This window comes from Microbulbifer mixtoriginis (SeqCode) (assembly GCF_052466715.1).
The window spans coordinates 3,866,956-3,888,875 of sequence record NZ_CP174288.1 but is presented as its reverse complement, the minus strand read 5'-3'; the positions used below and the strand labels follow the sequence as shown (position 1 = coordinate 3,888,875).

The 21,920-nt window shown below is 51.1% G+C and carries 20 protein-coding genes; 14 read left to right on the top strand and 6 right to left on the bottom strand.

Features of this window, described 5'->3' with window-relative positions; translation table 11 throughout:
• Nucleotides 1-56: 56 nt before the first annotated feature.
• Together cgtA and proB are read left to right on the top strand one after the other, a co-directional pair.
• Complete coding sequence (gene cgtA, locus ACJJH9_RS17300) at nucleotides 57-1,262, top strand: Obg family GTPase CgtA (RefSeq protein WP_444899127.1); 1,206 nt, start codon at nucleotides 57-59, stop codon at nucleotides 1,260-1,262.
• Between the two features lie 121 nt (nucleotides 1,263-1,383).
• Nucleotides 1,384-2,520: a glutamate 5-kinase gene (proB, locus tag ACJJH9_RS17295; RefSeq protein ID WP_444923506.1), complete on the top strand. Its 1,137-nt coding sequence runs from the start codon at nucleotides 1,384-1,386 to the stop codon at nucleotides 2,518-2,520.
• Nucleotides 2,521-2,590: 70 nt separating this feature from the next.
• Here proB and rpsT read toward each other — a convergent pair whose 3' ends face one another.
• From rpsT to ACJJH9_RS17270, 5 genes are all read right to left on the bottom strand, one after another.
• On the bottom strand, nucleotides 2,591-2,857 hold the full coding sequence (gene rpsT, locus ACJJH9_RS17290) for a 30S ribosomal protein S20 (RefSeq protein WP_020411431.1): 267 nt from the start codon (nucleotides 2,855-2,857) through the stop codon (nucleotides 2,591-2,593).
• 143 nt (nucleotides 2,858-3,000) lie between these two features.
• Entirely contained in the window at nucleotides 3,001-5,034 is a 2,034-nt protein-coding gene (locus tag ACJJH9_RS17285) for an ATP-binding protein (protein ID WP_444923505.1), read from the bottom strand.
• A gap of 49 nt (nucleotides 5,035-5,083) precedes the next feature.
• Nucleotides 5,084-5,773, bottom strand: a complete 690-nt coding sequence (gene pdsR / locus ACJJH9_RS17280; protein ID WP_444923504.1) for a proteobacterial dedicated sortase system response regulator — start codon at nucleotides 5,771-5,773, stop codon at nucleotides 5,084-5,086.
• Nucleotides 5,774-5,993: 220 nt separating this feature from the next.
• Nucleotides 5,994-6,680 (bottom strand): OmpA family protein, encoded by a 687-nt coding sequence (locus ACJJH9_RS17275; protein WP_252084444.1) that lies wholly within the window; start codon nucleotides 6,678-6,680, stop codon nucleotides 5,994-5,996.
• Between the two features lie 152 nt (nucleotides 6,681-6,832).
• Nucleotides 6,833-7,141: a hypothetical protein gene (locus tag ACJJH9_RS17270; protein ID WP_444923503.1), complete on the bottom strand. Its 309-nt coding sequence runs from the start codon at nucleotides 7,139-7,141 to the stop codon at nucleotides 6,833-6,835.
• A gap of 4 nt (nucleotides 7,142-7,145) precedes the next feature.
• Between ACJJH9_RS17270 and murJ the strand changes: the two genes are divergently transcribed.
• The 6 genes from murJ (at nucleotide 7,146) to ispH (ending at nucleotide 14,657) form a co-directional block, all read left to right on the top strand.
• Nucleotides 7,146-8,756 carry a murein biosynthesis integral membrane protein MurJ gene (murJ, locus tag ACJJH9_RS17265; RefSeq protein ID WP_444923502.1) on the top strand — a complete coding sequence of 537 codons (1,611 nt, stop codon included), beginning with the start codon at nucleotides 7,146-7,148 and terminating at the stop codon, nucleotides 8,754-8,756.
• A 112-nt stretch (nucleotides 8,757-8,868) separates the two neighbouring features.
• On the top strand, nucleotides 8,869-9,852 hold the full coding sequence (ribF, locus tag ACJJH9_RS17260; protein WP_444923501.1) for a bifunctional riboflavin kinase/FAD synthetase: 984 nt from the start codon (nucleotides 8,869-8,871) through the stop codon (nucleotides 9,850-9,852).
• Between the two features lie 49 nt (nucleotides 9,853-9,901).
• Nucleotides 9,902-12,706: an isoleucine--tRNA ligase gene (ileS, locus tag ACJJH9_RS17255; protein ID WP_444923500.1), complete on the top strand. Its 2,805-nt coding sequence runs from the start codon at nucleotides 9,902-9,904 to the stop codon at nucleotides 12,704-12,706.
• Complete coding sequence (gene lspA / locus ACJJH9_RS17250) at nucleotides 12,699-13,226, top strand: signal peptidase II (RefSeq protein ID WP_252084448.1); 528 nt, start codon at nucleotides 12,699-12,701, stop codon at nucleotides 13,224-13,226. Before ileS ends, lspA begins: the two co-directional genes overlap by 8 nt.
• Before the next feature lie 6 nt (nucleotides 13,227-13,232).
• On the top strand, nucleotides 13,233-13,673 hold the full coding sequence (locus ACJJH9_RS17245; protein WP_252084449.1) for an FKBP-type peptidyl-prolyl cis-trans isomerase: 441 nt from the start codon (nucleotides 13,233-13,235) through the stop codon (nucleotides 13,671-13,673).
• 51 nt (nucleotides 13,674-13,724) lie between these two features.
• Nucleotides 13,725-14,657: a 4-hydroxy-3-methylbut-2-enyl diphosphate reductase gene (ispH, locus tag ACJJH9_RS17240; protein WP_444923499.1), complete on the top strand. Its 933-nt coding sequence runs from the start codon at nucleotides 13,725-13,727 to the stop codon at nucleotides 14,655-14,657.
• A 35-nt stretch (nucleotides 14,658-14,692) separates the two neighbouring features.
• On the opposite strand, the gene ACJJH9_RS17235 is transcribed toward ispH, so the two are convergent.
• Nucleotides 14,693-15,208 carry a GspH/FimT family pseudopilin gene (locus ACJJH9_RS17235; RefSeq protein ID WP_444923498.1) on the bottom strand — a complete coding sequence of 172 codons (516 nt, stop codon included), beginning with the start codon at nucleotides 15,206-15,208 and terminating at the stop codon, nucleotides 14,693-14,695.
• Between the two features lie 190 nt (nucleotides 15,209-15,398).
• Between ACJJH9_RS17235 and ACJJH9_RS17230 the strand changes: the two genes are divergently transcribed.
• The 6 genes from ACJJH9_RS17230 to ACJJH9_RS17205 are packed head-to-tail and all read left to right on the top strand — an operon-like array spanning nucleotide 15,399 to nucleotide 21,910.
• Nucleotides 15,399-15,965: a GspH/FimT family pseudopilin gene (locus tag ACJJH9_RS17230; RefSeq protein ID WP_444891397.1), complete on the top strand. Its 567-nt coding sequence runs from the start codon at nucleotides 15,399-15,401 to the stop codon at nucleotides 15,963-15,965.
• A gap of 1 nt (nucleotide 15,966) precedes the next feature.
• Nucleotides 15,967-16,404 (top strand): type IV pilus modification protein PilV, encoded by a 438-nt coding sequence (pilV, locus tag ACJJH9_RS17225; RefSeq protein ID WP_252084453.1) that lies wholly within the window; start codon nucleotides 15,967-15,969, stop codon nucleotides 16,402-16,404.
• Between the two features lie 10 nt (nucleotides 16,405-16,414).
• Nucleotides 16,415-17,482: a PilW family protein gene (locus tag ACJJH9_RS17220; protein WP_444923497.1), complete on the top strand. Its 1,068-nt coding sequence runs from the start codon at nucleotides 16,415-16,417 to the stop codon at nucleotides 17,480-17,482.
• A 17-nt stretch (nucleotides 17,483-17,499) separates the two neighbouring features.
• Nucleotides 17,500-18,045 carry a pilus assembly PilX family protein gene (locus tag ACJJH9_RS17215; protein ID WP_444923496.1) on the top strand — a complete coding sequence of 182 codons (546 nt, stop codon included), beginning with the start codon at nucleotides 17,500-17,502 and terminating at the stop codon, nucleotides 18,043-18,045.
• Between the two features lie 6 nt (nucleotides 18,046-18,051).
• Nucleotides 18,052-21,465: a pilus assembly protein gene (locus ACJJH9_RS17210; RefSeq protein WP_444925232.1), complete on the top strand. Its 3,414-nt coding sequence runs from the start codon at nucleotides 18,052-18,054 to the stop codon at nucleotides 21,463-21,465.
• 13 nt (nucleotides 21,466-21,478) lie between these two features.
• Nucleotides 21,479-21,910 carry a type IV pilin protein gene (locus ACJJH9_RS17205; protein WP_444923495.1) on the top strand — a complete coding sequence of 144 codons (432 nt, stop codon included), beginning with the start codon at nucleotides 21,479-21,481 and terminating at the stop codon, nucleotides 21,908-21,910.
• The last annotated feature ends 10 nt before the right edge of the window (nucleotides 21,911-21,920 follow it).

Below are 21,920 nucleotides of genomic sequence, written 5' to 3'. Positions count from 1 at the left end.
GTAGGTGTGTGTATGTGCGCACCGGATGAGACAACCGCTGTGGCGGTGGAGTGATTATGAAGTTTGTCGATGAGGCGCCCATATTTGTGCAGGCGGGTAAAGGCGGCAATGGCTGCCTGAGTTTCCGCAGGGAAAAGTTTGTAGAGAAGGGTGGTCCGGACGGCGGTGATGGCGGTGATGGCGGTTCCGTCTACCTGGAGGCCGATGATTCCCTCAACACTCTGGTAGATTACCGCTACCAGCCCCGTTACGCCGCTGAGAGCGGCCAGCCTGGCCGTGGGCGTAACTGTACTGGGGCCAAAGGGGAAGACCTTGTTCTTAAAGTGCCTGTGGGTACCACAGTAATCGATGTGGATACCGGTGAAGCTGTTGGTGATATGACCCGGGCCGGTGAGCGCCTGCTGGTCGCCCAGGGGGGCTTTCACGGTTTGGGTAATACGCGCTTTAAATCGAGTACTAACCGAGCCCCTCGCCAGACCACCAATGGTAGCGAGGGTGAGCTTCGCAGCCTGAAGTTGGAGTTGAAGGTGCTTGCGGATGTGGGAATGTTGGGGTTGCCCAACGCCGGCAAATCCACGTTTATTCGGGCGGTATCGGCGGCCAAGCCTAAGGTGGCTAACTATCCCTTCACGACCTTGGTGCCAAACCTGGGCGTGGTACAGGTACAGCGGCATCGCAGTTTTGTGATTGCCGATATTCCGGGTTTGATTGAGGGGGCGGCTCAAGGAGCAGGCCTGGGTATTCGTTTCCTCAAGCATTTGACTCGCTGCCGGGTGCTCCTGCATTTGGTAGACCTGGCACCATTTGATGGTTCGGACCCAGTGGAGAACGCCCGCGCTATCGAGCGTGAGCTGGCTAGTTTTAGCGATACTCTGGCGGGTCGAGAGCGCTGGTTGGTACTGAATAAGACCGACCTGGTGCCTGCTGCTGAACTGGAAGAGCGCTGTCAGTCGGTTGTGGATGCGCTGGGCTGGAAAGGGCCGGTGTTCCGGGTGGCGGCTATTCGCGGTGAGGGTACGGATGTGCTTAGCGGCCGCTTGATGGATTACCTGGAGGAGCGCCAAGAACAGGAGGATCGCGATCCGGAATTGGCTGAGGCTGAACTGGAGGCGCAGCGTCAGATGCAGCGCGAAGCCCGCGAGCGTATCGAGGAACTTCGGGATAGCCATCGCGCCAAACGCAGGGCTGCCAAGGGGCATGTCGATGATGACGAAGATTGGGATGATGACGATCACGATGTCGATATTGAGTATCGCTCCTGAATCGTTTGTTTCTGGTGAAAAATCTGTGCTGCCGCGCAGAATTTCTGTCAGCTCCGGCTCTTTACCGGCAATGTGATGATAATTCGATAGGCCCCTAGGGGCCGGTGTCCAGGGAGGAAGTATGGGCTCCGTATCAGTGTCCCGTAGAGGGCTTTCTAAGGGGCAGCGCTGGGTGGTAAAAATTGGCAGTGCCCTGCTTACTGATAACGGTCGCGGCGTCAATAATTCGGCGATCTGCGCCTGGGTGGCGCAGATCGCCGAATTGCGCCAGCAGGGTGTTGAAGTGGTGTTGGTTTCTTCTGGGGCAGTAGCCGCGGGTATGGATCGTCTCGGCTGGAACCGCAGACCGGAGTCGATCCATCAGTTGCAGGCCGCAGCTGCGATAGGGCAGAGCCATCTGGTACAGGTCTATGAGCAGGCTTTCGGTCGCTTCGATATACGCAGCGCGCAGATTTTGCTGGATCATGATGATCTCTCCAATCGCACTCGTTACCTCAATGCGCGCAGTACATTGCGAACACTGCTCTCCTTGGGAGCTGTGCCGATCGTCAATGAAAACGATACCGTTGTAACCGATGAAATACGTTTCGGCGATAACGACACTTTGGCGGCGTTGGTGGCTAACCTTGTCGAGGCGGATGCCCTGTTGATTTTGACCGATGCCGATGGGCTCTTTACCGAAGACCCTCGCGATAACCCCGGTGCGGAGCTCGTTGGTGAGGCCTCGGCGCTGGATCCGAGGCTACTGGGGATGGCGGGGGACTCCCGCAGTGGTCTGGGACGAGGAGGTATGACCACCAAAGTGCGTGCGGCACAACTGGCGGCTCGTTCCGGTGCCTGCACTGTGATTGCCGGGGGTGCCAGAGAGGGAGTGGTAACACGGGTATGGAAAGGCGAGGATTTGGGAACTCTCCTGCTTCCGGAGGCGGACCCCTTGGCGGCGAGGAAGCGCTGGCTTGCCGGGCAGCTACAGGTGCGCGGTAATCTCACTCTCGATAGTGGTGCTGAGAGGGCCTTGCGCGATGGTGGTAAGAGTTTGCTATCGGTGGGGGTGACTGCGGTGCAGGGGCGTTTTCACCGGGGAGACCTGGTTTCCTGTCTTGATGGTGCGGGTCATGAGATCGCCCGTGGTCTTGTAAATTACGATAGCAGTGAGAGTGCCAGGATTCTCGGGCAGTCATCGGAGCGCTTTGTTGAGTTGCTCGGCTATCGTGATGACGATGAGTTGATACACAGAGATAACCTTATCTTGCTCTAGCAGAAGCGCTGGCTTTCAGGCATAAAAAAACCCCGCATTGCGGGGTTTTTTGTGTCTGCTACCTAAAGAATTAGGCGGCGAGAGCTTTAACCTGAGCGTTCAGGCGGCTCTTGTGACGAGCGGCTTTATTCTTGTGAATAATGCCTTTGTCTGCCATGCGGTCGATAACGGGAACCGCTTCTGCGTATGCAGTTTTTGCTTTTTCAGCGTCGCCTGCATCGATGGCCGCAACTACCTTCTTAATGTAGGTGCGCACCATGGAGCGCAGACTGGCGTTATGCATGCGGCGCTTGTCGTTCTGGCGCGCGCGTTTCTTCGCTTGAGGTGAGTTGGCCACCGGTTGCTCCTGTCTGGAATCTATAAATCTGTAACTAACAGGCCCTGGGGCCCGATCGGGACGCGACATTATCCCCACAGCTGGTTGTTTGTCAACCATCTGGGCAGATAGCTTGCGCTTTGTCTGCCAGTGCTGGTGCGTGATTAGCGGGTCGGCAGTTTTAGGCTGAACTCCACACCGCTATTATCTGTGCGATTTCGAGCCTCCAAGCGGGCTCGGTGAAAGTCAGCAATCAATTTAGCGATATGCAATCCAAGGCCCAAATGCCCAGCGTTGTCACCTTCCTTACGCACAGATACCAGGGAATCGAACAGCTTGTGTGCATAGCCATTGGGTAGCAATGGACCGTCGTTACTCACACTGATTAGGTAGCCGTCCTTTTCGCTGTGGACTGCAAGCTGAATCTCACTGTGCTTTGGGGCGAAACTACAGGCATTGTCTACCAGCTTATCTAAAAGCTGTGCCAATAGCTCCGGAGCGCCCTCACAGCGAAGCTCTCCATTTGGCTTTTTCAGAGAAAATTGGTGGCGGGGGTGGGCGTCGCCATAGCACTGCACCATAACTTCCAGCAGGTCCGCCAAGTCAAAGCGCTCGCGCTCTGCCTGATGAATGCTGGCTTCCAGGTTGCTAGCCGCAGAGAGGCTGTTGAGGATGCCGGATAGGCGGGCACTGCCATCCAGTGCGCGTTCGGCATAGCGGCGGCTGTCTTCATCCAGTTTGCCGGTGGAGAGGTTATCGAGTGAAGAGCGCACCACCGCGAGAGGTGTGCGCAACTCGTGGGACAATTTGCTGGCGAGGGTTCGCAGGTATTGGTGGTACTGATCTAGCTCGCCCAGCAGGCTGGCAAAGGCACGGTTAAGTGCGCCCAGTTCGTCTCTGGCAGAGGAGAGGGGAAAGTTGCCACGCAATTTGCCACTGCTGTCGACCGCATTGCGCGCAGCGCGGTGCAGCTTGCGAATGCGCCAAGATAGCCAGCTGGCGTAGCCGAGCAAAAACAGTAGTGCGGTTGCTGCTGCCGCACAGCTAATCAACCATAACCTGTGTGCGGCGCTATCGGTCATCGACTGCATAGCCTCAGCGGACTGCAACACAAGCACTCGTCCCAGCAGAGGCCTTTCTACGACTTCGTCAGCCCGAGTTATCACGGGCACACTGACTGCTCCTATACGCGACTGTAGTGGCCCGCCAAACCACTGCTCGGCTGTATCACGTCCAATGCCACTGCTTAGCGGCAGTTCATTTTGGGGTAGCTTTGGTAGCTCTTCCCTGGCAAGCAGTTTGCGATAAATCCAACTGCGCAGCCAGGGCCGCGGTGTGCTCTGCTCCTCAATGGCCACCTGTGGTTGGCCGTTACTGGCGAGCAGGAATCCCTCGCTGTCTACGACTGCCAAGCGCAGGTCTGGGCGGGCAAAGTGGTCCAATTCCGCCTGCAGCTTGGGCAGTGGAGCAACTAAGTGCCCCGGCAGGCCATCGGCGGGAAGGGTGCTGGTACTGTGAACTGGTGGGGAACCGTTGCTACTGGTGCGGTCGAGTATTTGAATGGACAGGCTGCCACGTGTGAGTGTGTAGGGAAGGCTGAGTTCTAGTTGATACCCCTTCGGTGAAGCGGTCCAGCGCCCGCGCAGGCGCAATTCGCGTTGGTAGTTGCCTTCGCGTGGATTGTACCAAAAGGCCTCGACAGGCCCCCGGCTCGCCACTGGCAACAGGTAATGGCGCCCATTGGTAAACAGTTGAACGGTATCCCCTCCGGCGAGCAGGTTTGTGCGAGGGTCCCGGTAGGCTGGGGTCTCATCACTTACTGTTAGCAGTAGGTAGATCTGATCAGCATACTGGCCGAGTGTGATCTGGGCCTGGGGCATGTGCTGCTCATTGAGCAGTTCTCGGGGGGTAAGCTCCCAGGGACGCCAATCGTCCCCGTAACCATCTACAACTGGAGGGTGGGAGAGGGGGTTTAAGTAGAGCTGGCTGCCAGGCGGTCTAGCATGGCGTGCGGGATCGGGAGCGATTAACTCTGGTGCGCTGGCAAGGCGCGCGGCAATTGCAGCAGCTGTGGCCTCGAGGGCCTGTAGTTGGCCCTGCGCCAGTGCCGCATCCACTTGACGGAGATACTGACAGCCGGCCCAGGGCAGAGCCAGCGCCACAAGGCTCACCAATAGGAGTTGTCGGCGAAGTTTCATCTACGGGTCCCCAAAAAGCTGTAGACCGGCTGCTATGTTGCCGAGGCAATCAGAGCTGCCAGCGATAGCCCATGCCATAGGCTGTACCTATAGCGTTGAATTCATTATCCAGGGCCTGAAATTTTTTGCGGATTCTCTTTACGTGGGAGGTGATGGTGTTGTCATCCAGAACTACCCGAGCGGCCTCCATCAACTGACTGCGGGACTTCACATGCCCGGGGCGCTTGGCTAGAGCGTGGACAATCCAGAATTCAGTGACAGTGAGATCAACTACCTTTCCGTCCCAGTGGCAATGCAACCGGGAAATATCCAATTCCAGCTTGCCCTGGGTTAGGCTCTCCCCTTCATCGCTCTGGTCGCGCAGTACGCTGACCCGGCGTAGTAGCGCGTTGATACGCGCCTGCATATGGGGCAGGGAGATATCCTTAGTGAGATAGTCGTCGGCGCCGAGGCGTAGTCCCGAAATAATATCCAGTTCGGAATCTCTGGCGGTGAGAAACAGGATTGGCAGACTGGGGGCCATAGCGCGCAGCTCCCTGCACAGTTCAAAACCGCCTTCCACTTCACTGCCGAGCCCGACGTCGATTACCGCCAGGTCTGGCAGTCGCTGCCGAAAGGCTTCCATGGCTTCAATCCTTGCGCTGTAGAGATCGACTCGATAACCGCTGCGGCGCAATGCATCGCGGTAATTTTCGGCGATGGCGCGCTCGTCTTCGACAATAGCGATAGTTGCACTCATGGCTGATTCCGGCTGCTTCCTTTGTGGCGGAGAATCATGCACGAAATAGCAGCTTATTGGCAAAAAGGCGGGCGCAAATGGCCCGCAAGCACAACAGGTTTTTTTTCACGGAGGAGAGTTTGTGGCCATACTTTTAATCAGTCCACAGGCGCAATAGCGATTTGAAGTCACCTTGCGCAGCCGCGAGGATTTGTAGTCCATCGCGGCTGTTTAGCAGTTGTTAGAAGTGTCCGGCCATGGATTCCGGTAGGGAAAATCGGATATCTACGCGGCGCTCCATGGCGTAGGCGTCGACATCGCCCTTGGGGGCCTCTGAGTAGGTGGAGCCCATAGCGCGACGGCTGATACGGGAGGCGTCAATACCCAGAGAGATCAGTGCCTGTTCAACACTTAGGGCACGTTGGTCAGAGAGCACGTTGTTGTAACCATCGCTGCCCCGTGGGTCTGCGTGTCCCTCGAGTTGAATCTGCAGGTGGGGGTGGCGTTTCAGGAAGTCTGCCATGGCATTCAGCTGTTGAAGCTGGGTGGTCTGGAGTTCGTCTTCCCCGGTGGTGAATAGCATCTGGAACTGTAATGAATCCAGTGCCACTTGGCTGGCATCATTCGCGGACAGTCGAGCCGCATCCAGTTGCTGTGCCAGGTTGCTGAGCTCTGCACGGCTCTCTGTCAGTTGTGTTGCCAGCATATCAGCCTCTTCTGCTTGCTTGACCTGTTCGCCGAGCCAGGCTCCACCGATTGCGCCGGCGATAAACCCGACAGGGCCCCCTACAGCGGCACCGGCAACGGCTGCCGTGGTAAAGACCGTGGCCTGCTTGGCCGGGGTCAGTTTCGATTCGTTGAGTTCATTCGCCTGGGTACCAGAGGCGATCAGGGAAGTCAGGGCTGCAACCATTAATGTTTTTTTCATTGCTTACTCTCCTTGGAGGCTTTCTTTTACTCGGTGGGGCTGTGTGTGGCCCGTTTGAGTGCTATTAAAAAGCTCCAAGGAGGCACTGGCGTGGCGCAGTGGTGGCAAATCGCTGCGCAATTGTGGCGAAAGATGGCAACCGGTGTGTCCTGTTATTTCAGGCGGTGGTAGCGCCGGTCGCGGGGCGAATCTACGCGGACACGCACACGCTGGGGGCGGGGGCCACGCATTATCGCAATGTAAAGCACAATCGCCAGTGCCAGGGCAATAATCAAAGCGTTAATGGTCATCCTGTCTTCTCCCCGCGCCACCGATTCCGTGGGACGCGTCACTAATTCACAGCTAGTATAGGCTCGTGGGCTCCAGGTCGTAGGAGCATAAAGATATCCATCCCTCAATGACTTTTGTGGAATTGCGGTAGACTTGCCGGCCAGCAGATATAGCCCAAATCCAGGAGTCACAGCGTTGCCCCAGTCGCCGCCCACCCAAGACCAGCCCGTCGAAAAAACCGGTACATCCAGACTCCTGCGCGGCAGCTCGGTGGTGGGGGCCGCAACGATGTTGTCCCGGGTTGCCGGCCTGGCCAGGGATATGGCCCTGGCGCGCTTTGCCGGGGCTGGGGATGCCGCCGATGCTTTTTTCGTGGCGTTTAAAATCCCTAACTTTTTCCGCCGCTTGTTTGCTGAGGGCGCCTTTGCCCAAGCATTTGTGCCGGTGTTGGCGGAGTACCGCCAAAAGGGGGGCATTGCTGCAGCACGAGAGCTCAATGATCGCGTCGCGGGAGCACTCGGCGGTGTTTTGTTGTTGGTTACTTTATTTGGCGTTTTGTGCGCGCCTCTGGTGACGGGGATCTTTGCATTTGGCTGGTGGTGGGATGGCAGCGAAAGGGAAAAGTTTGAGCTCGCCACCGGCATGTTGCAAATTACCTTCCCATACCTGATGTTGATCTCACTGGCGGGTTTCACCGGCGCTATTCTGAACAGCTTTGATCGCTTTGCGATCCCGGCACTGACGCCAATTATGTTGAACCTGGTGTTGATTGGTGCGGCAACTATAGGTACGGCTTGGTTCGATCCGGAGATACTGGCCTTGGCTTGGGGTGTGCTTTTGGCCGGAGTGGTGCAATTGCTGTTTCAGCTGCCTTTTCTGGCGCGCGAGGGGTTATTGCCAAGGCCCAAGTGGGATTGGAGCCACCCGGGGGTGCGTAAAATTCTGCGCCTGATGGCTCCGGTAATTTTTGGAGTCTCTGTCACTCAAATCAGTTTGGTATTGGATACGCTGCTGGCTTCATTCCTGCCCAGTGGCAGCGTCTCCTGGTTGTATTTTTCCGATCGCCTGACCGAATTACCGCTGGGGGTGTTTGGTGTGGCTGTGGCAACGGTGATACTGCCGAGCTTGTCTCGCCTGCACAGCGATGGAGATCCGCGCCGCTTTCGCCATACCCTCGACTGGGCGCTGCGCAGTGTTACCCTTATCTCCCTACCTGCGGCGGTAGCCCTTGTGGTATTAGCTGAGCCGCTATTGACCACGCTATTCCAATACGGCCAGATGCAGCCCAGAGATATGCAGATGGCGGCCTGGTCCCTGCGAGCTTACGCCTTGGGGTTGTTGGCTTTTATGTTGATCAAAGTGCTAGCGCCGGGCTATTTTGCCCGTCAGGATACCTATACACCGGTGCGTTTCGGCTTGATCGCAATTTCGGCCAAGATGGTGTTGAGCCTTCTGTTTGTTATCCCGCTGAATCATTATTTTAAACTCGGTCATATGGGACTGGCGCTGGCTACCGCCTGCCAGGCGGCAATCAACGCCTGGTTACTGTACAAGGGTTTGCGCCGGGATGACGTTTACATGCCTGAGGCGGGTTGGGGGCGATTCCTATTGCGGTTGATAGCGGCGAATTTGGCGATGGTCGCTGTGCTGATGGGGCTCCTTCACGTCTGGGAAAGTTGGAGTGCCTGGGGCTGGTTTGAACGGGCCTGGCGTATGGGTGTAATAGTAGCCGCAGGGGGCTTGGCCTACCTGTTTACCCTGTTTGTGTCAGGCCTGCGCCCACGTCACTTCCGCGCCACCAGTTAACTTTGAACAGAAGCCAATATGGCATGAATTGTATGCGGCCAGTCGCTACTGGCCGCCCTGTGGGAATCCGCTATACTGTGCGGCTCGATTTTATGAGGATGGGAAGATCGTTTTGGCCCAGGAACGCGAACTAATTCGCGGGTTGCACAACCTGCGCCCCCGCCACCGAGGATGCGTGGCGACGATCGGCTCGTTCGATGGCGTACATCTTGGTCATCAGGCGATCATTGCCCAGTTGCAACAAAGTGCGTTTGAGCAGGGCCTTCCTTCCGTAGCCATTATATTTGAACCCCAGCCCCACGAGTTTTTCTCTGGCGAGCAGGCTCCCGCGAGGCTGATGCGTTTTAAGGAAAAAGTGCTGGCGCTGTTCGATGTGGGTGTGGAGCGAGTCTTGTGCCTGCAGTTTAACGATACCCTGCGCGGCCTCAGTGCTGAGGCATTTATCCAGCGGATACTGCTCGATGGCCTGGGCATTCGCCATCTGGTGGTGGGCGATGATTTTCGTTTTGGCTGCGACCGCAGTGGAGACTATAGCCTCCTGCAAACGATGGGCGCCCAGCATGGCTTTACCGTGGAAGATACCGCGACTATGGAAATACGCGGCTCCAGGGTGAGCAGTACCCGTATTCGCGAAGCCCTGCAGAATGGTGATTTTGAGCTGGCTGAAACCCTCTTGGGGCGGCCCTACAAGATTACCGGCAGGGTGGCGCCTGGGCGTTCACTCGGTCGTCAGCTGGGTGCGCCCACGGCCAATGTGCGCCTGCAGCGCTACCGCTCCCCGCTAGTTGGCGTTTATACGGTGCGCACCACTGCCACAGATGGTTCTGAGCTTGCTACGGGGCGCCAAGACATAGATGGCGTGGCCAATGTGGGATTTCGCCCCACTGTAGAGGGCGAGGGCGCGCGCCCCCTGCTGGAGGTGAACCTGTTTGATTTCAATGGCAATCTCTATGGGCGAGAACTCGCCGTGGAGTTCTGCCACAAGTTGCGCAACGAGGAGAAGTTTGCCTCGTTGGATATTCTCAAGGCTCGTATCGCCGAGGATATTGAAAATGCCCGGCAGTGGTTTAAACAAAATCCTAGACCGCACCAATAAACTGAGACGACCTAATTTATTTTTCTACTAGAGCTGAAGTAGACACCCAATGACTGATTATAAAGCGACCCTGAATCTGCCTGAGACCGATTTTCCCATGCGCGGCAATTTGCCGCAGCGTGAGCCGGCAATTCTGAAAAAATGGCAGGACAACAAGCTCTACGAAAAAATTCGCGAGGCGCGTGCCGGGCGCGAGCAATTTATCCTGCACGACGGCCCTCCCTATGCGAATGGTGATATTCATATTGGTCACTCAGTTAACAAGATTCTCAAAGACATCATTATCAAGTCGAAAACCCTGAGCGGTTTCGATGCTCCCTACGTACCTGGCTGGGACTGCCACGGCCTGCCGATTGAGCACCGCGTAGAGAAGAAAATTGGCAAAGCTGGCAGCAAGGTGGACCACAAGACTTTCCGTCAGAAGTGCCGTGAATATGCCGCCAAGCAGGTGGATGGGCAGAAGAAAGATTTTGTGCGCCTGGGAGTGTTTGGCGAGTGGGACAACCCCTACCGCACCATGGATTTCCAGTTTGAGGGCGATATTATTCGCGCCCTCGGCCGTGTGGTGAAAAATGGCCATCTTGCACGCGGCTTCAAACCGGTCTACTGGAGTGTGGTGGGTGGTTCTGCGCTGGCGGAAGCGGAAGTGGAGTATCAAAATAAAGTCTCCTATTCCATTGACGTTTGCTACCCGGTGAGTGAAGAGGCGGATCTGGCCATAGCCGATGCCTCTGGTGGCCATGCTGGAGAAGGCCCACTGTCGGTGGTGATCTGGACTACAACACCCTGGACCTTACCTTCGAGCCAGGGGGTCTCCGTAAACGGTGAACTGGAATATGTGGTGGTGCAGGCAGGCAAGCGCCGCCTGTTGATCGCAGAAGCCTTAAAGGATGCGGTACTGGCCCGCGCAGGCTTCGAAGGGGAAGTTGTGGGTCGCATTCGCGGCGCGGCCCTGGAGCACTTGAAAGTGCATCACCCCTTCTACGACAAGTTGCTGCCCATTGTCCTGGGCGATCATGTCACTACCGATGCTGGAACCGGCTGTGTACATACAGCCCCAGACCACGGTCCGGACGATTTCCAGGTAGGCAAACGTTACGGTATCGAGACCCTCAATTACATTGATAATAATGGTGTTTATCGCGACAGTGTGCCGCTATTTGCTGGCGAGCATGTCTATAAAGTGGACGACAAGATTGTTGCATTACTTGAGGAGCGCGGTGTGCTGCTGCACAAGGGCAAGCTGGAGCACAGCTACCCGCACTGCTGGCGCACTAAGACACCGCTGATCTACCGTGCGACTCCTCAGTGGTTTATCAGCATGCGCCAAAATGACCTGCTGGATCAGGCGCAAAAAGCCGCCGATGACGTATTGTGGATTCCCGGCTGGGGTAAGGCCCGAATCGACTCCATGCTCAATGGCAGCCCGGACTGGTGTATTTCCCGCCAGCGCACCTGGGGGGTGCCTATCGCTTTGTTCGTGAACAAAGAGACCCACGAGCTGCATCCGGAATCTCCTGCGTTGATGGATAAAGTGGCGGCCCTGGTTGACGAAAAGGGTATGGATGTCTGGTTTGATCTGGATGCTCGGGATCTTCTGGGTGATGAGGCGGAACATTACGAGAAAGTTACCGACACCCTCGATGTCTGGTTCGACTCAGGTGTGACCCATTACGCGGTGTTGGAGCGCCGCGAAGGGCTGCGCTTCCCCGCCGATCTATATCTGGAAGGGTCCGACCAGCATCGCGGCTGGTTCCAATCTTCCCTGAAGACTTCTATCGCCATTAATGGTTGCGCGCCTTATAGACAGGTACTCACCCACGGTTTCACCGTGGATGCGCAGGGGCGCAAAATGTCGAAGTCTATTGGCAATACCGTTGCTCCCCTGGATGTAATTAATAAGTTGGGTGCAGATGTACTGCGCCTGTGGGTATCGGCCACCGACTTCAGTGGTGAAATGGCCGTTTCCGACGAAATCCTTAAACGCACCGCCGATTCTTATCGCCGCCTGCGCAATACCGCCCGTTTCTTCCTATCTAACCTAGCCGGTTTCGATCCGCAAAAAGACCTGTTGCCGGAGGAAGAGTTGCTGGCACTAGATCGCTGGGCGCTGGATAAAGCTGCACACCTGCAGGATGAGATCCTGGCAGCCTACGATAATTACCAGTTCCACCAGATTTACCAGAAGCTGCATAACTTCTGCGTGGTTGAAATGGGTGGCTTCTACCTGGATATCATCAAGGACCGCCAGTACACCACCAAGGAAGATAGTGTCGCGCGTCGCTCCGCACAGAGCGCGCTCTACCATATTGTGCAGGCATTTGTGCGCTGGATTGCCCCAATCCTCAGCTTCACTGCGGAAGAGTTGTGGCAGTTTATTCCTGGTAATAATGCCGATAGCGTGTTTATCGAAGAGTGGTATCCGTTGCCCAAATTGTCAGCCGAAGCTGATAAGGGTGCGGCTTATTGGGCTGTAATGGCCGAAGTGAAAACGGCGGTAAACAAGGTATTGGAGGAGCAGCGCGCTGCTGGGGCAATTGGTGGGTCTCTGCAGGCGGCAGTTACTCTGTATGCCAATGATGATCTGCGCGAGAAATTGCTCGAGTTGGAGAATGAACTGCGTTTTGTATTGATTTGCTCTTCCACTTCAGTGCAGCCTCTCAGCGATGCGGCGGGTGCTGAAAGCACCGAGCTTGAAGGTCTTAAAATTGGTGTGAGCAAAGTGGATCACCCCAAATGTGAGCGTTGCTGGCACTATCGTGCAGATGTGGGTGAAAACAGTGATTACCCAGATATTTGCGGCCGCTGTGTAGAGAATGTGGCTGGTGACGGCGAGGTAAGGCGCTATGCCTAAGACTAATCTGCTATTCGGCCACCCCTGGCGCTGGTATTGGCTGGCACTGGCTGTGGTGGTTCTGGATGTTGCCACTAAAGTCTGGGCTGTGGGCGAATTTATGTACGGCCCATCGGTGCAAATTATTCCGGGCTTTCTGCAGTTCACCTATGCGGAAAACTACGGTGCAGCTTTCAGCTTCCTGTCTGATGCGGGTGGTTGGCAGCGCTGGTTTTTTGGTGTGATCGCAATGGTGTTTAGCATTGTTGTGATTATCTGGTTGTGGCGTTTGCCAGCGCTAAAGCGCTGGGAACCCTGTGCCCTGGCCCTGATTTTGGGTGGTGCTCTCGGAAATCTGTGGGATCGCATTCTGCTGGGATATGTGCGGGACTTTATTTCCGTGTACTACGGCAGTTGGCATTTCCCAGTGTTTAATGTGGCGGATATGGGTATCAGTATCGGCGCGGCCATGCTGGTTATAGAGTTGCTTTTCTTTGCAGAAAAAGACGGCGACAAGACAAAAAATAACGCGGAAGTTTAACGAACCATGAGTAATAGCGTTATCGGCGAGCACAGTCGCGTAACTCTGCACTTCAGCCTTAAGCTGGATGACGGTACCGAGGTGGACTCCACTTTCAAAGGCGATCCCGCTTCTTTTAGTGTGGGGGATGGCAGCCTGCTACCAGGCTTTGAAAAAGCCCTCTTCGGTCTCAAAGCTGGCGATGAGGCGGAAATCGAAATCCCCCCTGAGCTGGGCTTCGGTCAGCGTAATCCGGCCAATATGCAAAAGGTGCGCCGCGACAGCTTCGCTCCGGATATTGAGCTGGAGCCTGGCTTGGTAGTTTCCTTTGATAATGGAAGTGGCGAATTACCCGGTGTAGTTCGCGAGATTGAGGAAGATGAAGTAACCGTTGACTTCAATCACCCTCTGGCAGGGCAGACACTGAGCTTCCACGTAAAAATTATCGCAGTGGATTCGATTCAATAAGGGCAATTTTTCACCCTTTGAATAGATTATCGAAAGAGTGCTGAAGTAAAAATGCAAATCCGACTGGCTAATCCCCGTGGCTTCTGTGCCGGCGTCGACCGCGCGATTGATATTGTTAACCGTGCCTTAGATGTCTTTGGTGCGCCCATCTATGTACGTCACGAAGTGGTACATAATAAGTTTGTGGTGGAAAGCCTGCGCGAGCGCGGTGCCGTGTTTGTGGACGAGCTGTCGGAAGTGCCCGATGATGTTATCGTTATTTTCAGTGCCCACGGTGTATCCAAAGCTGTGCAAAGGGAAGCAGAAGATCGCAACCTGCGTGTATTCGATGCCACCTGCCCACTGGTTACCAAGGTGCATATCGAAGTCAGCAAATTCAGCAGTGATGGCGCCGAGTGCATACTAATCGGCCACGCCGGACATCCGGAAGTAGAGGGCACTATGGGTCAGTATGATGGCACTGCCGGTGGTGCTATCTACTTGGTCGAAGACGAGGAGGATGTGGCAAAGCTAAAGGTGAATGACGAGAATAATCTCGCATATGTTACCCAGACCACCTTATCCATGGACGATACTGCCCGGGTAATCGATGCCTTGCGACAGCGCTTTCCCAACATCCGCGGTCCGCGCAAGGATGATATCTGCTACGCCACCCAAAACCGCCAGGATGCTGTCCGCCAACTTTCTCTGGAGAGTGATCTGGTGTTGGTTGTGGGCAGCCCCAATAGCTCCAACTCCAACCGCCTGCGCGAACTGGCTGAGCGCTGTGGTGCCGATGCCAAATTAATCGACGGCGCTGTTGATATTGATGCCGATTGGCTCACAGGCAAGAAATCCATTGGCATCACCGCCGGGGCCTCGGCTCCAGAGGTGTTGGTACAAGAGGTGATTGGCAAATTGCAACAGCTTGGTGCCACCGTGCCTGAAGAGATGGATGGGTGTGAGGAGAATATTCGCTTCTCTTTGCCCAAGGAGCTGCGCTAGCGCCTTTCTAAATGTTGATAATTGTAACTTCCTTTTTAGGGGCAGTTGCCGATATCTGCCTTTTCAATCCGCATTCGCCCACTTCTTGATAGGATTAGAGCCTGTGCGGCCTGAACTTCCTGAGCGCAGACATGTAGTGTTCCAGCTTGGAACGCCCCCAATGGCGAGCCTGTTTTCCGGCTTTCACCTGAGCTTATAAAAGAAATATAGTCCTTTACTGGCGAGTTAGGTGCTATTTGCACTTCCTTCAGGGCTTCTTTTTTGAGAATTAAGTGTTCATCGTTACTGCGTAAACCGTCATTATCAGGATCCAGAAAAATCTCCCAGCCTAATTCCCAACTTCCGAAGTTTCTCATGGTTACTCTTTGATTGTGGGTAATAGCATTTGTACGAGTCAATTGAACAGCATTAAACAGTTCTTCGGTTACTGCTTTTAGGCGCGTCTCTTGAATCATTGGAATAAAGCTTGGTGTTGCGATCATCACTAGTACCGTCAATACAGTGAGTACTATCAGTAATTCAAGCAATGTGAACCCTTGTTTATTATTCATACATATCTCTACTCCTTGAAGTAGTTCTCCTTATGAAAACCATTAAGCCCCCAGAAAAAGCCGCTTGTCGGTCGCTAATAGAGATAAGAAAGTAAGGATGCTAAATTGTTAACTATACCGTTGGGTGACTTTTAACTGCTAGATGTTTGGCGGATGAGTGAACGTAAGTTATGAGTAAATTGAGGAAATAATGCATCGTAAGCGATTTATAAGTACTCATGGGAAAAAGCGGACTCAAAGCGGCTTTACTTTAATTGAGTTGTTGGTAGCTATGACAGTATTCGCGATTGTAGTTTCGGTCGCTATCCCAAGCTTTACAGATATGATTAATAATTACAGGTCATTTGCATTAGCCGATGATTTTATTAATGCGCTTCATTATTCTCGTAGTGAGGCGGTAAAGCGCGGTACTAATGTATCAATTTGTGCAAGTAGTAATGGCTCTAGTTGTGCAGGAGAAAATAAATGGTCTGATGGTTGGATAGTTTTTGTTGATGGAGCCTTGACAGAAAAGGCTATTGACCCTGTTGTTGATAGTGTTTTGCGCAGTTGGGATTTTAAGGGTGAGGAAGCTGTTATTGGTGTTACGCAAAATGCGGCAACAAAGTTTGTGCGGTTTACGGGTATGGGTACACTAGGTCGGTTTGTCCAGACGAATATCAGTGTAAAAACATCTGGCTGTACAGGAGATAGCGCAAATAATATTGTGCTCGCTAGCTCCGGTGTTATTTCAATATCTAAAACAAGCTGTGAATAATATGAAAAAATTTAATGCACAGTATGGTGTTGGTTTAATTGAAGTGATGGTAACCGTATTGATCTTATCAACATCTTTACTTGGTTTGGCCGCACTACAGAGCAGGGCACTTCAGTACAATCATAGTGCCTACATGCGATCTCAAGCAAATATCCTTGCTTACGATTTATTAGATCGAATGAGAGCGAGCCGTGGCAGATTGGCTGATTATAATTTAGGTATTAATGATGCTCCTCCGATGGCAAGTGGTAATCAGGCACAATCTGACCTGATCGAGTGGCGACAAGCTCTTAATGAGCTATTACCAGAGGGCTCTGGTGGTATTTCATGTGATACAAATAATGTTTGTACTGTGGTCATCCAATGGGCTGAACATGATGCCACTGGATCAGATGGTAATGCGGATAAAAGTAACTTCCAGTATATGACGAGAATTTAGAGGGATGTATATGCGTGAACAATCGGGGATCTCCCTGGTGGAACTTATGGTATCAATTACCGTAGGTCTAGTGCTTCTAGCTGGTGTCACCCAACTATTTTTATCGAGTAACCTAACTTTTAGTACGCAAAATGCAATGTCGCGAGTTCAGGAAACTGGGCGTTTGGCGATAGAGTTTTTGAGTGAAGATATTCGAATGGCTGGCTATGTTGGATGTGCAAACCCTTCGCGTCATTCAGGTAGCGGAGATATGAAAAATTTCCTTAATGACAGCGACTTGATTAGTTATCGATATGATGTTGCTGTAGAAGGTGAGGATTCTTCCAAGGATGTCGCTGGGTTTCCAAATGGCGCATTGGCAGGCACTGATGCGATTTTAATTCGTAGTGCCTTTGGTAGTGGCGTTGGAGTAGCTGATATGAGTAATCCGACCCAGATATTTGTAGAGAATACTGGGGTGGAAAGTGGAGAGTGTGATGAAGGTAAAGATAAATATAGTGGATTTTGTGAAGGTGATATCGTTGTAGTATCAAGTTGTAGCTATGTGAGAGTTTTTCAGGCAACCGGTTTTGTTGGTGCCGGCTCCAGTGAAACTATTGGAATACAACATTCGGATATTGCCTCTTTTGAGCCAGGTAACAAAGTAGCAGTTTGGGGCGCTGAGACTACTGACGGACATAATTCTTTTGGAAAAGATGCTCAAGTAATTAATTTGGAATCAACTTTTTACTATATTGCCAATGGAACTTCCGGGCGCCCTAGCTTATTTAGGGAAGTAAATGGAGAGCAACAAGAGTTGCTCGAAGGTGTTGAAGATATGCAGATCACTTATGGTTTGGATATCAATGATGATGATGTTATTGATGCCTATCAAACGGCAGAAAAAATCGGTTCTATTCTTGATTGGAAGAAAGTTTCAACTGTTCGCTTAGATTTACTAGTGGCTAGTATTGAAGACAGTGTTTTACAAGAAGCCCAGCCATACACTTTTGACGGTAAAGTTATAAATAACCCAGGGGATCGTCGTCTTCGGCAGGTGTTTACAAGTGTTGTAACAATAAGAAGCCGTGTGCCCTAATTATAATAAGGTCTCCTATGTATAAAGAAATCAGTACTTTCAAGCAGGAGCGAGGAGCCACTTTGTTAGTTGGCTTGGTCATGTTGTTGCTAATGACATTTATTGGCCTTGCGGCTATCCGTGGGAGTGGTATGCAGGAACTTATGGCAGGCAATATGCGGGATCGTCAATTGGCGTTTCAGGCCGCAGAGTCTGCTCTTCGAGTTGCTGAAGAAAATATAATAACCGAGCTTAATAAACCTATTAGTACAATTTTTGATGGCGATACTGTTGGATATGGTGAGGAGTTAGATGGTTCGAAAAATAGTGGATTCTGGCTGGATTTTAGCTGGTCTGGTGTGTCGGTAAAGGCTGATCTTGATCTAGAGAGTATAGCCAGCCAGCCAATTTATATTGTGGAGAAGGTGACGACTGAAGCAAGTAATACAGGTGAAACTGGAGGTGCTATTGATCTTGAGTCTGTGGATAAAGGTGTCCCTCCCAATTATTACCGAATAACCAGTAGAGGTGTCGGCGGTACTGAAAATACGGTTGTGATTTTGCAATCTACTATGAAAGATTGAGTAGTGATGAGAAAAATAGCTATGTCATTTATATCTAGAAAAATTAAAAGTTTCTCTGCTGTAATTGCCGCATCACTAACGCTTGGAATTGCCCATAGTGCTGCGTCCCTAACGCTATCTCAACAGCCTTTATTTTTAAAGCAGGGTACTGATCCGAATATTATGTTTGTTCTTGATGACTCAGGTTCAATGCAGTTCGAGGTTACTCCTTCTGAAGTGGCTAATTACTTTAATAAGCTGGATCGGGTCGTCTATGTTTTTCCAAATACGGAAACAAATAGTTCCTCTGTAAAATTTGTACCCTGTCCATATGCAGATGGGGATACATCAAGTTGTGATTACTGGGCTAATGGTGATCAGGCGATACCAAGGTTTGAAGATGATAATAAGTGGGCGGCTTATTTCCGTTCTGCCCATAATAATAAGACATATTATAATCCAGAAATACGCTACGAACCATGGTCGAAGGAGGATGGTTCTCTTTGGCCGGCGGCAAATCCAGAGGCGGCTTACCATAACCCAGCAAATACTTCAAAAGGTTGGAGAAATCTAACGGTTGATAATTATCAGCGTGCAAAATGCTGGCTATGGGATTCTGCGAATAAGAACTCCCATAAAAGTGATGCTTGTGGCAATGGCTATTTGTATTTTTATCCGGCTACTTACTTCCAATATAGCGGTAATGGTAGTCTTTTTGATTCGTCAAACTATACCCGTAAAGAGATTCGATCCGGTCTGACTTTCCCTCGTAGCGAAGATCGAACGGATTGTAAACTATCGACTACTTCTTGTAGTTATGAGGAGGAGATCCAGAATTTTGCTAATTGGTATTCATATTACCGTTCCCGGGTATTACTTTCCCGTGCTGGAATTGGTAAGGCATTTTCTTCTCAAACAGAAGGTCTCAGAGTGGGTTTTGGAACCCTAAATAAAGGAACCAGCAATGTAGATCAGGTTAGTACGGGTACCATTATTAGTGGTGTACGCGCTTTTTCTGGAGATGATCGTGAAGATTTTTTTGAAAATCTTTACGGTGTAGATATTCCTCAGGCGGGTACTCCACTCTTAAGTGCCTTAAAGCGAGTTGGTGACTATTACAGTCGAACGGATAGGAATGGTCCTTGGGCAGGGGAACCTGGAACTAATGACTCCAGTGCTCAAGTTGCGTGTAGGGCGAGCTATACCATTTTGATGACAGATGGTTATGGTAATGATTACAGCAGTATATCTAGCTTTGGTAATGTAGATGGTAATGATGGAAATCCATTTCAGGATTCTCGTTCGAATACTCTTGCAGATATAGCCAGGTACTACTGGGAAAATGATTTACATGGCAGTCTCGATAATAAAGTCGATAGTGGGGACGCTGATCCGGCAGACTGGCAACATATGGTAACTTTTGGTGTAGGTTTAGGAGTGACAGGTAGTGTTGACTCTGATACCGCTTTTAATGCTATTGAATCTGGTGCGGCAATTTCCTGGCCAAACCCTAATAATAGTGATGCGGCGAAGCTAGATGATTTACTCCACGCTGGGGTTAACAGTAGGGGTGGGTTTTACAATGCAGCAAATGCGACTGTATTTGCATCTCAGCTTTCCGATCTACTTACCAGAATAAATGAGAGAGAGGCTTCCTCTTCATCTGTTGCAGCCAACTCAACGAGGTTGAGCACAGACAGTGCAATCTTTCAAGCTATTTTCAACTCGGGTGATTGGAGTGGAGAAATAAAATCTATTAGGCTGGAGAGTGATGGAACACTTTCTGATACGACTCTTTGGAGTACCTCAACAGCGGGAAAAATTCCAACGAATAATCGAGATATCATAACTTTTGATGGTTCTGATACAGTTAATTTTTCTTGGTCAAATTTAACCAGTAGTCAGAAGGCTGCCTTAATTGGTACTGACGATGAAGATTTGGCAAAGCAAAGATTGAACTGGGTGCGTGGTGAAGACGTTGATGGTCTACGTGACAGGGCTGTTTTACTAGGGGATGTTGTAAATGCAAGCCCTGTATTGGCGAGTAATAAAGATCAAAAATTTAAAACACTTCCAGACAATCTTGGGGGGAATAGCTATCAGGACTACCTTGAAGGTCGAAAAAATAACCGCAGTGAAATTCTCTATGTAAGTTCGAATGATGGCATGCTGCATGCCTTTGACTCATCTGATGGATCAGAAAAGTTTGCATATGTCCCCAGTGCTATATATTCAAAATTAAAGAATGTTGCAGCGCTGGATTATGGTACTGAGGATAACCCGCATCAATATCTTGTTGATGGTCCTTTGTTTGTCAGTGATGCCTACTTTGCCAAGAATAAAAGTGGTAGCCCAAAGTGGATGAATGTTCTCGTTGGAACCTATGGCGCAGGGGCTAAAGGATTATTTGCCTTAGATATTACTGATCCTGAGAATCCTGACATACTATTTGAGATTGATGGTTCTAATCCTGATATTGGCAATATTCTTGGGCGACCAATAATTGCCCCTACAGAGGATGGTTGGAAAGTTATATTTGGTAATGGTTATAATTCAGCCAATGATAAAGCTAAGTTGCTGGTGATTGATTTAGCTGACCCAGCTGATACCCAGGTAATTGCCACAAATACTAATACGGATAATGGATTGGCCGGTCCCTCATTACTGATTGACTCAAATAGAGTGGTGCATGCTGCTTATGCTGGGGACTTGATGGGTAATATGTGGAAGTTCGACATTTCCGGCAGCAAATGGCAGTTAGCTTTTTCAGGTAATGCTCCCTTATTTACTGCCAGGGACCCAAATGGAAAGGTTCAACCAATTACTTCTACCCCGGTACTTGGTTCTAATGCGGAAGTAGACGGGGCGATTATGGTTTACTTTGGTACAGGGAAGTATGTAAGCCAAACAGATCAAACCGCTGGAAGCATTATTCATAGCTTTTATGGGATAGTGGATAAAGGGGTGGTTTTGTCAGGCACCGACCGTTCTGATTTGATGCAAAAAAGAATAGTTGAAACTGGTAATTCTAGGAGCGTTACCAACGATGGGGACACTAGTTGGTGGCCGACAAAAAGTGGATGGTATTTGGATTTTAATTCTACTGGTTCTTCAATAAACGGAGAGAGAGTAATTAGTAAACCCCTGTTGATTAATGACCGCTTGATTTTCCCAACTTTGATCCCTTCGGATGATCCTTGTGTTGCCGGTGCCTCAGGCTGGATTATGGAATTAGTAGCATTGGGTGATCCTAGATTTGCTGGAGAGTCGATCATTGGTGGATCTAAAAAAGTTGACGAGGCTATTATCGGTTTTTCCGATGTAATTATTGCGGGAAGAAAAATTATTGCTCCATACATAGATGTTGGTGGGAATGCTGGAACTACTGGCGGTTTTCGGATTGGGGGTATTGAAAGGATCTCTTGGAGACGGATACGTTAGGTGAAAGTAGCTTATGAAAATGAATGTTAAAAAACTAAATTCAGGTTTTACTCTAGTGGAATTGATGGTTGTTGTTATGATTATTGGGGTCATCAGTGTTGTAGCCATCCCCTCGTATATGGAAATGATAAGAGAGGGGAATCGAACTGATGCGCAAACCGTATTAAATGACGTTGCACATAGGTTACAGCGCTGCTTTACAACTTATAGCACTTACAATAATGATAATTGTGCCGTCGCAGCATCAATCACAGAGGGAAACAGTATTGAATCTGAGAAAGGTTACTACACAGTCACAGGTGTTTTAGCGGCAGCAACTTTTGATCTTACTGCGCAACCTGTTGCAGGAAAGAGCCAAAGTAAAGACAGTGAATGCACTGCGCTAAAGTTGGATGAAGCAGGAGCTAGGACGGCAACTGGATCAAATACTTCAGAGTGCTGGTGAGACTCTTCTT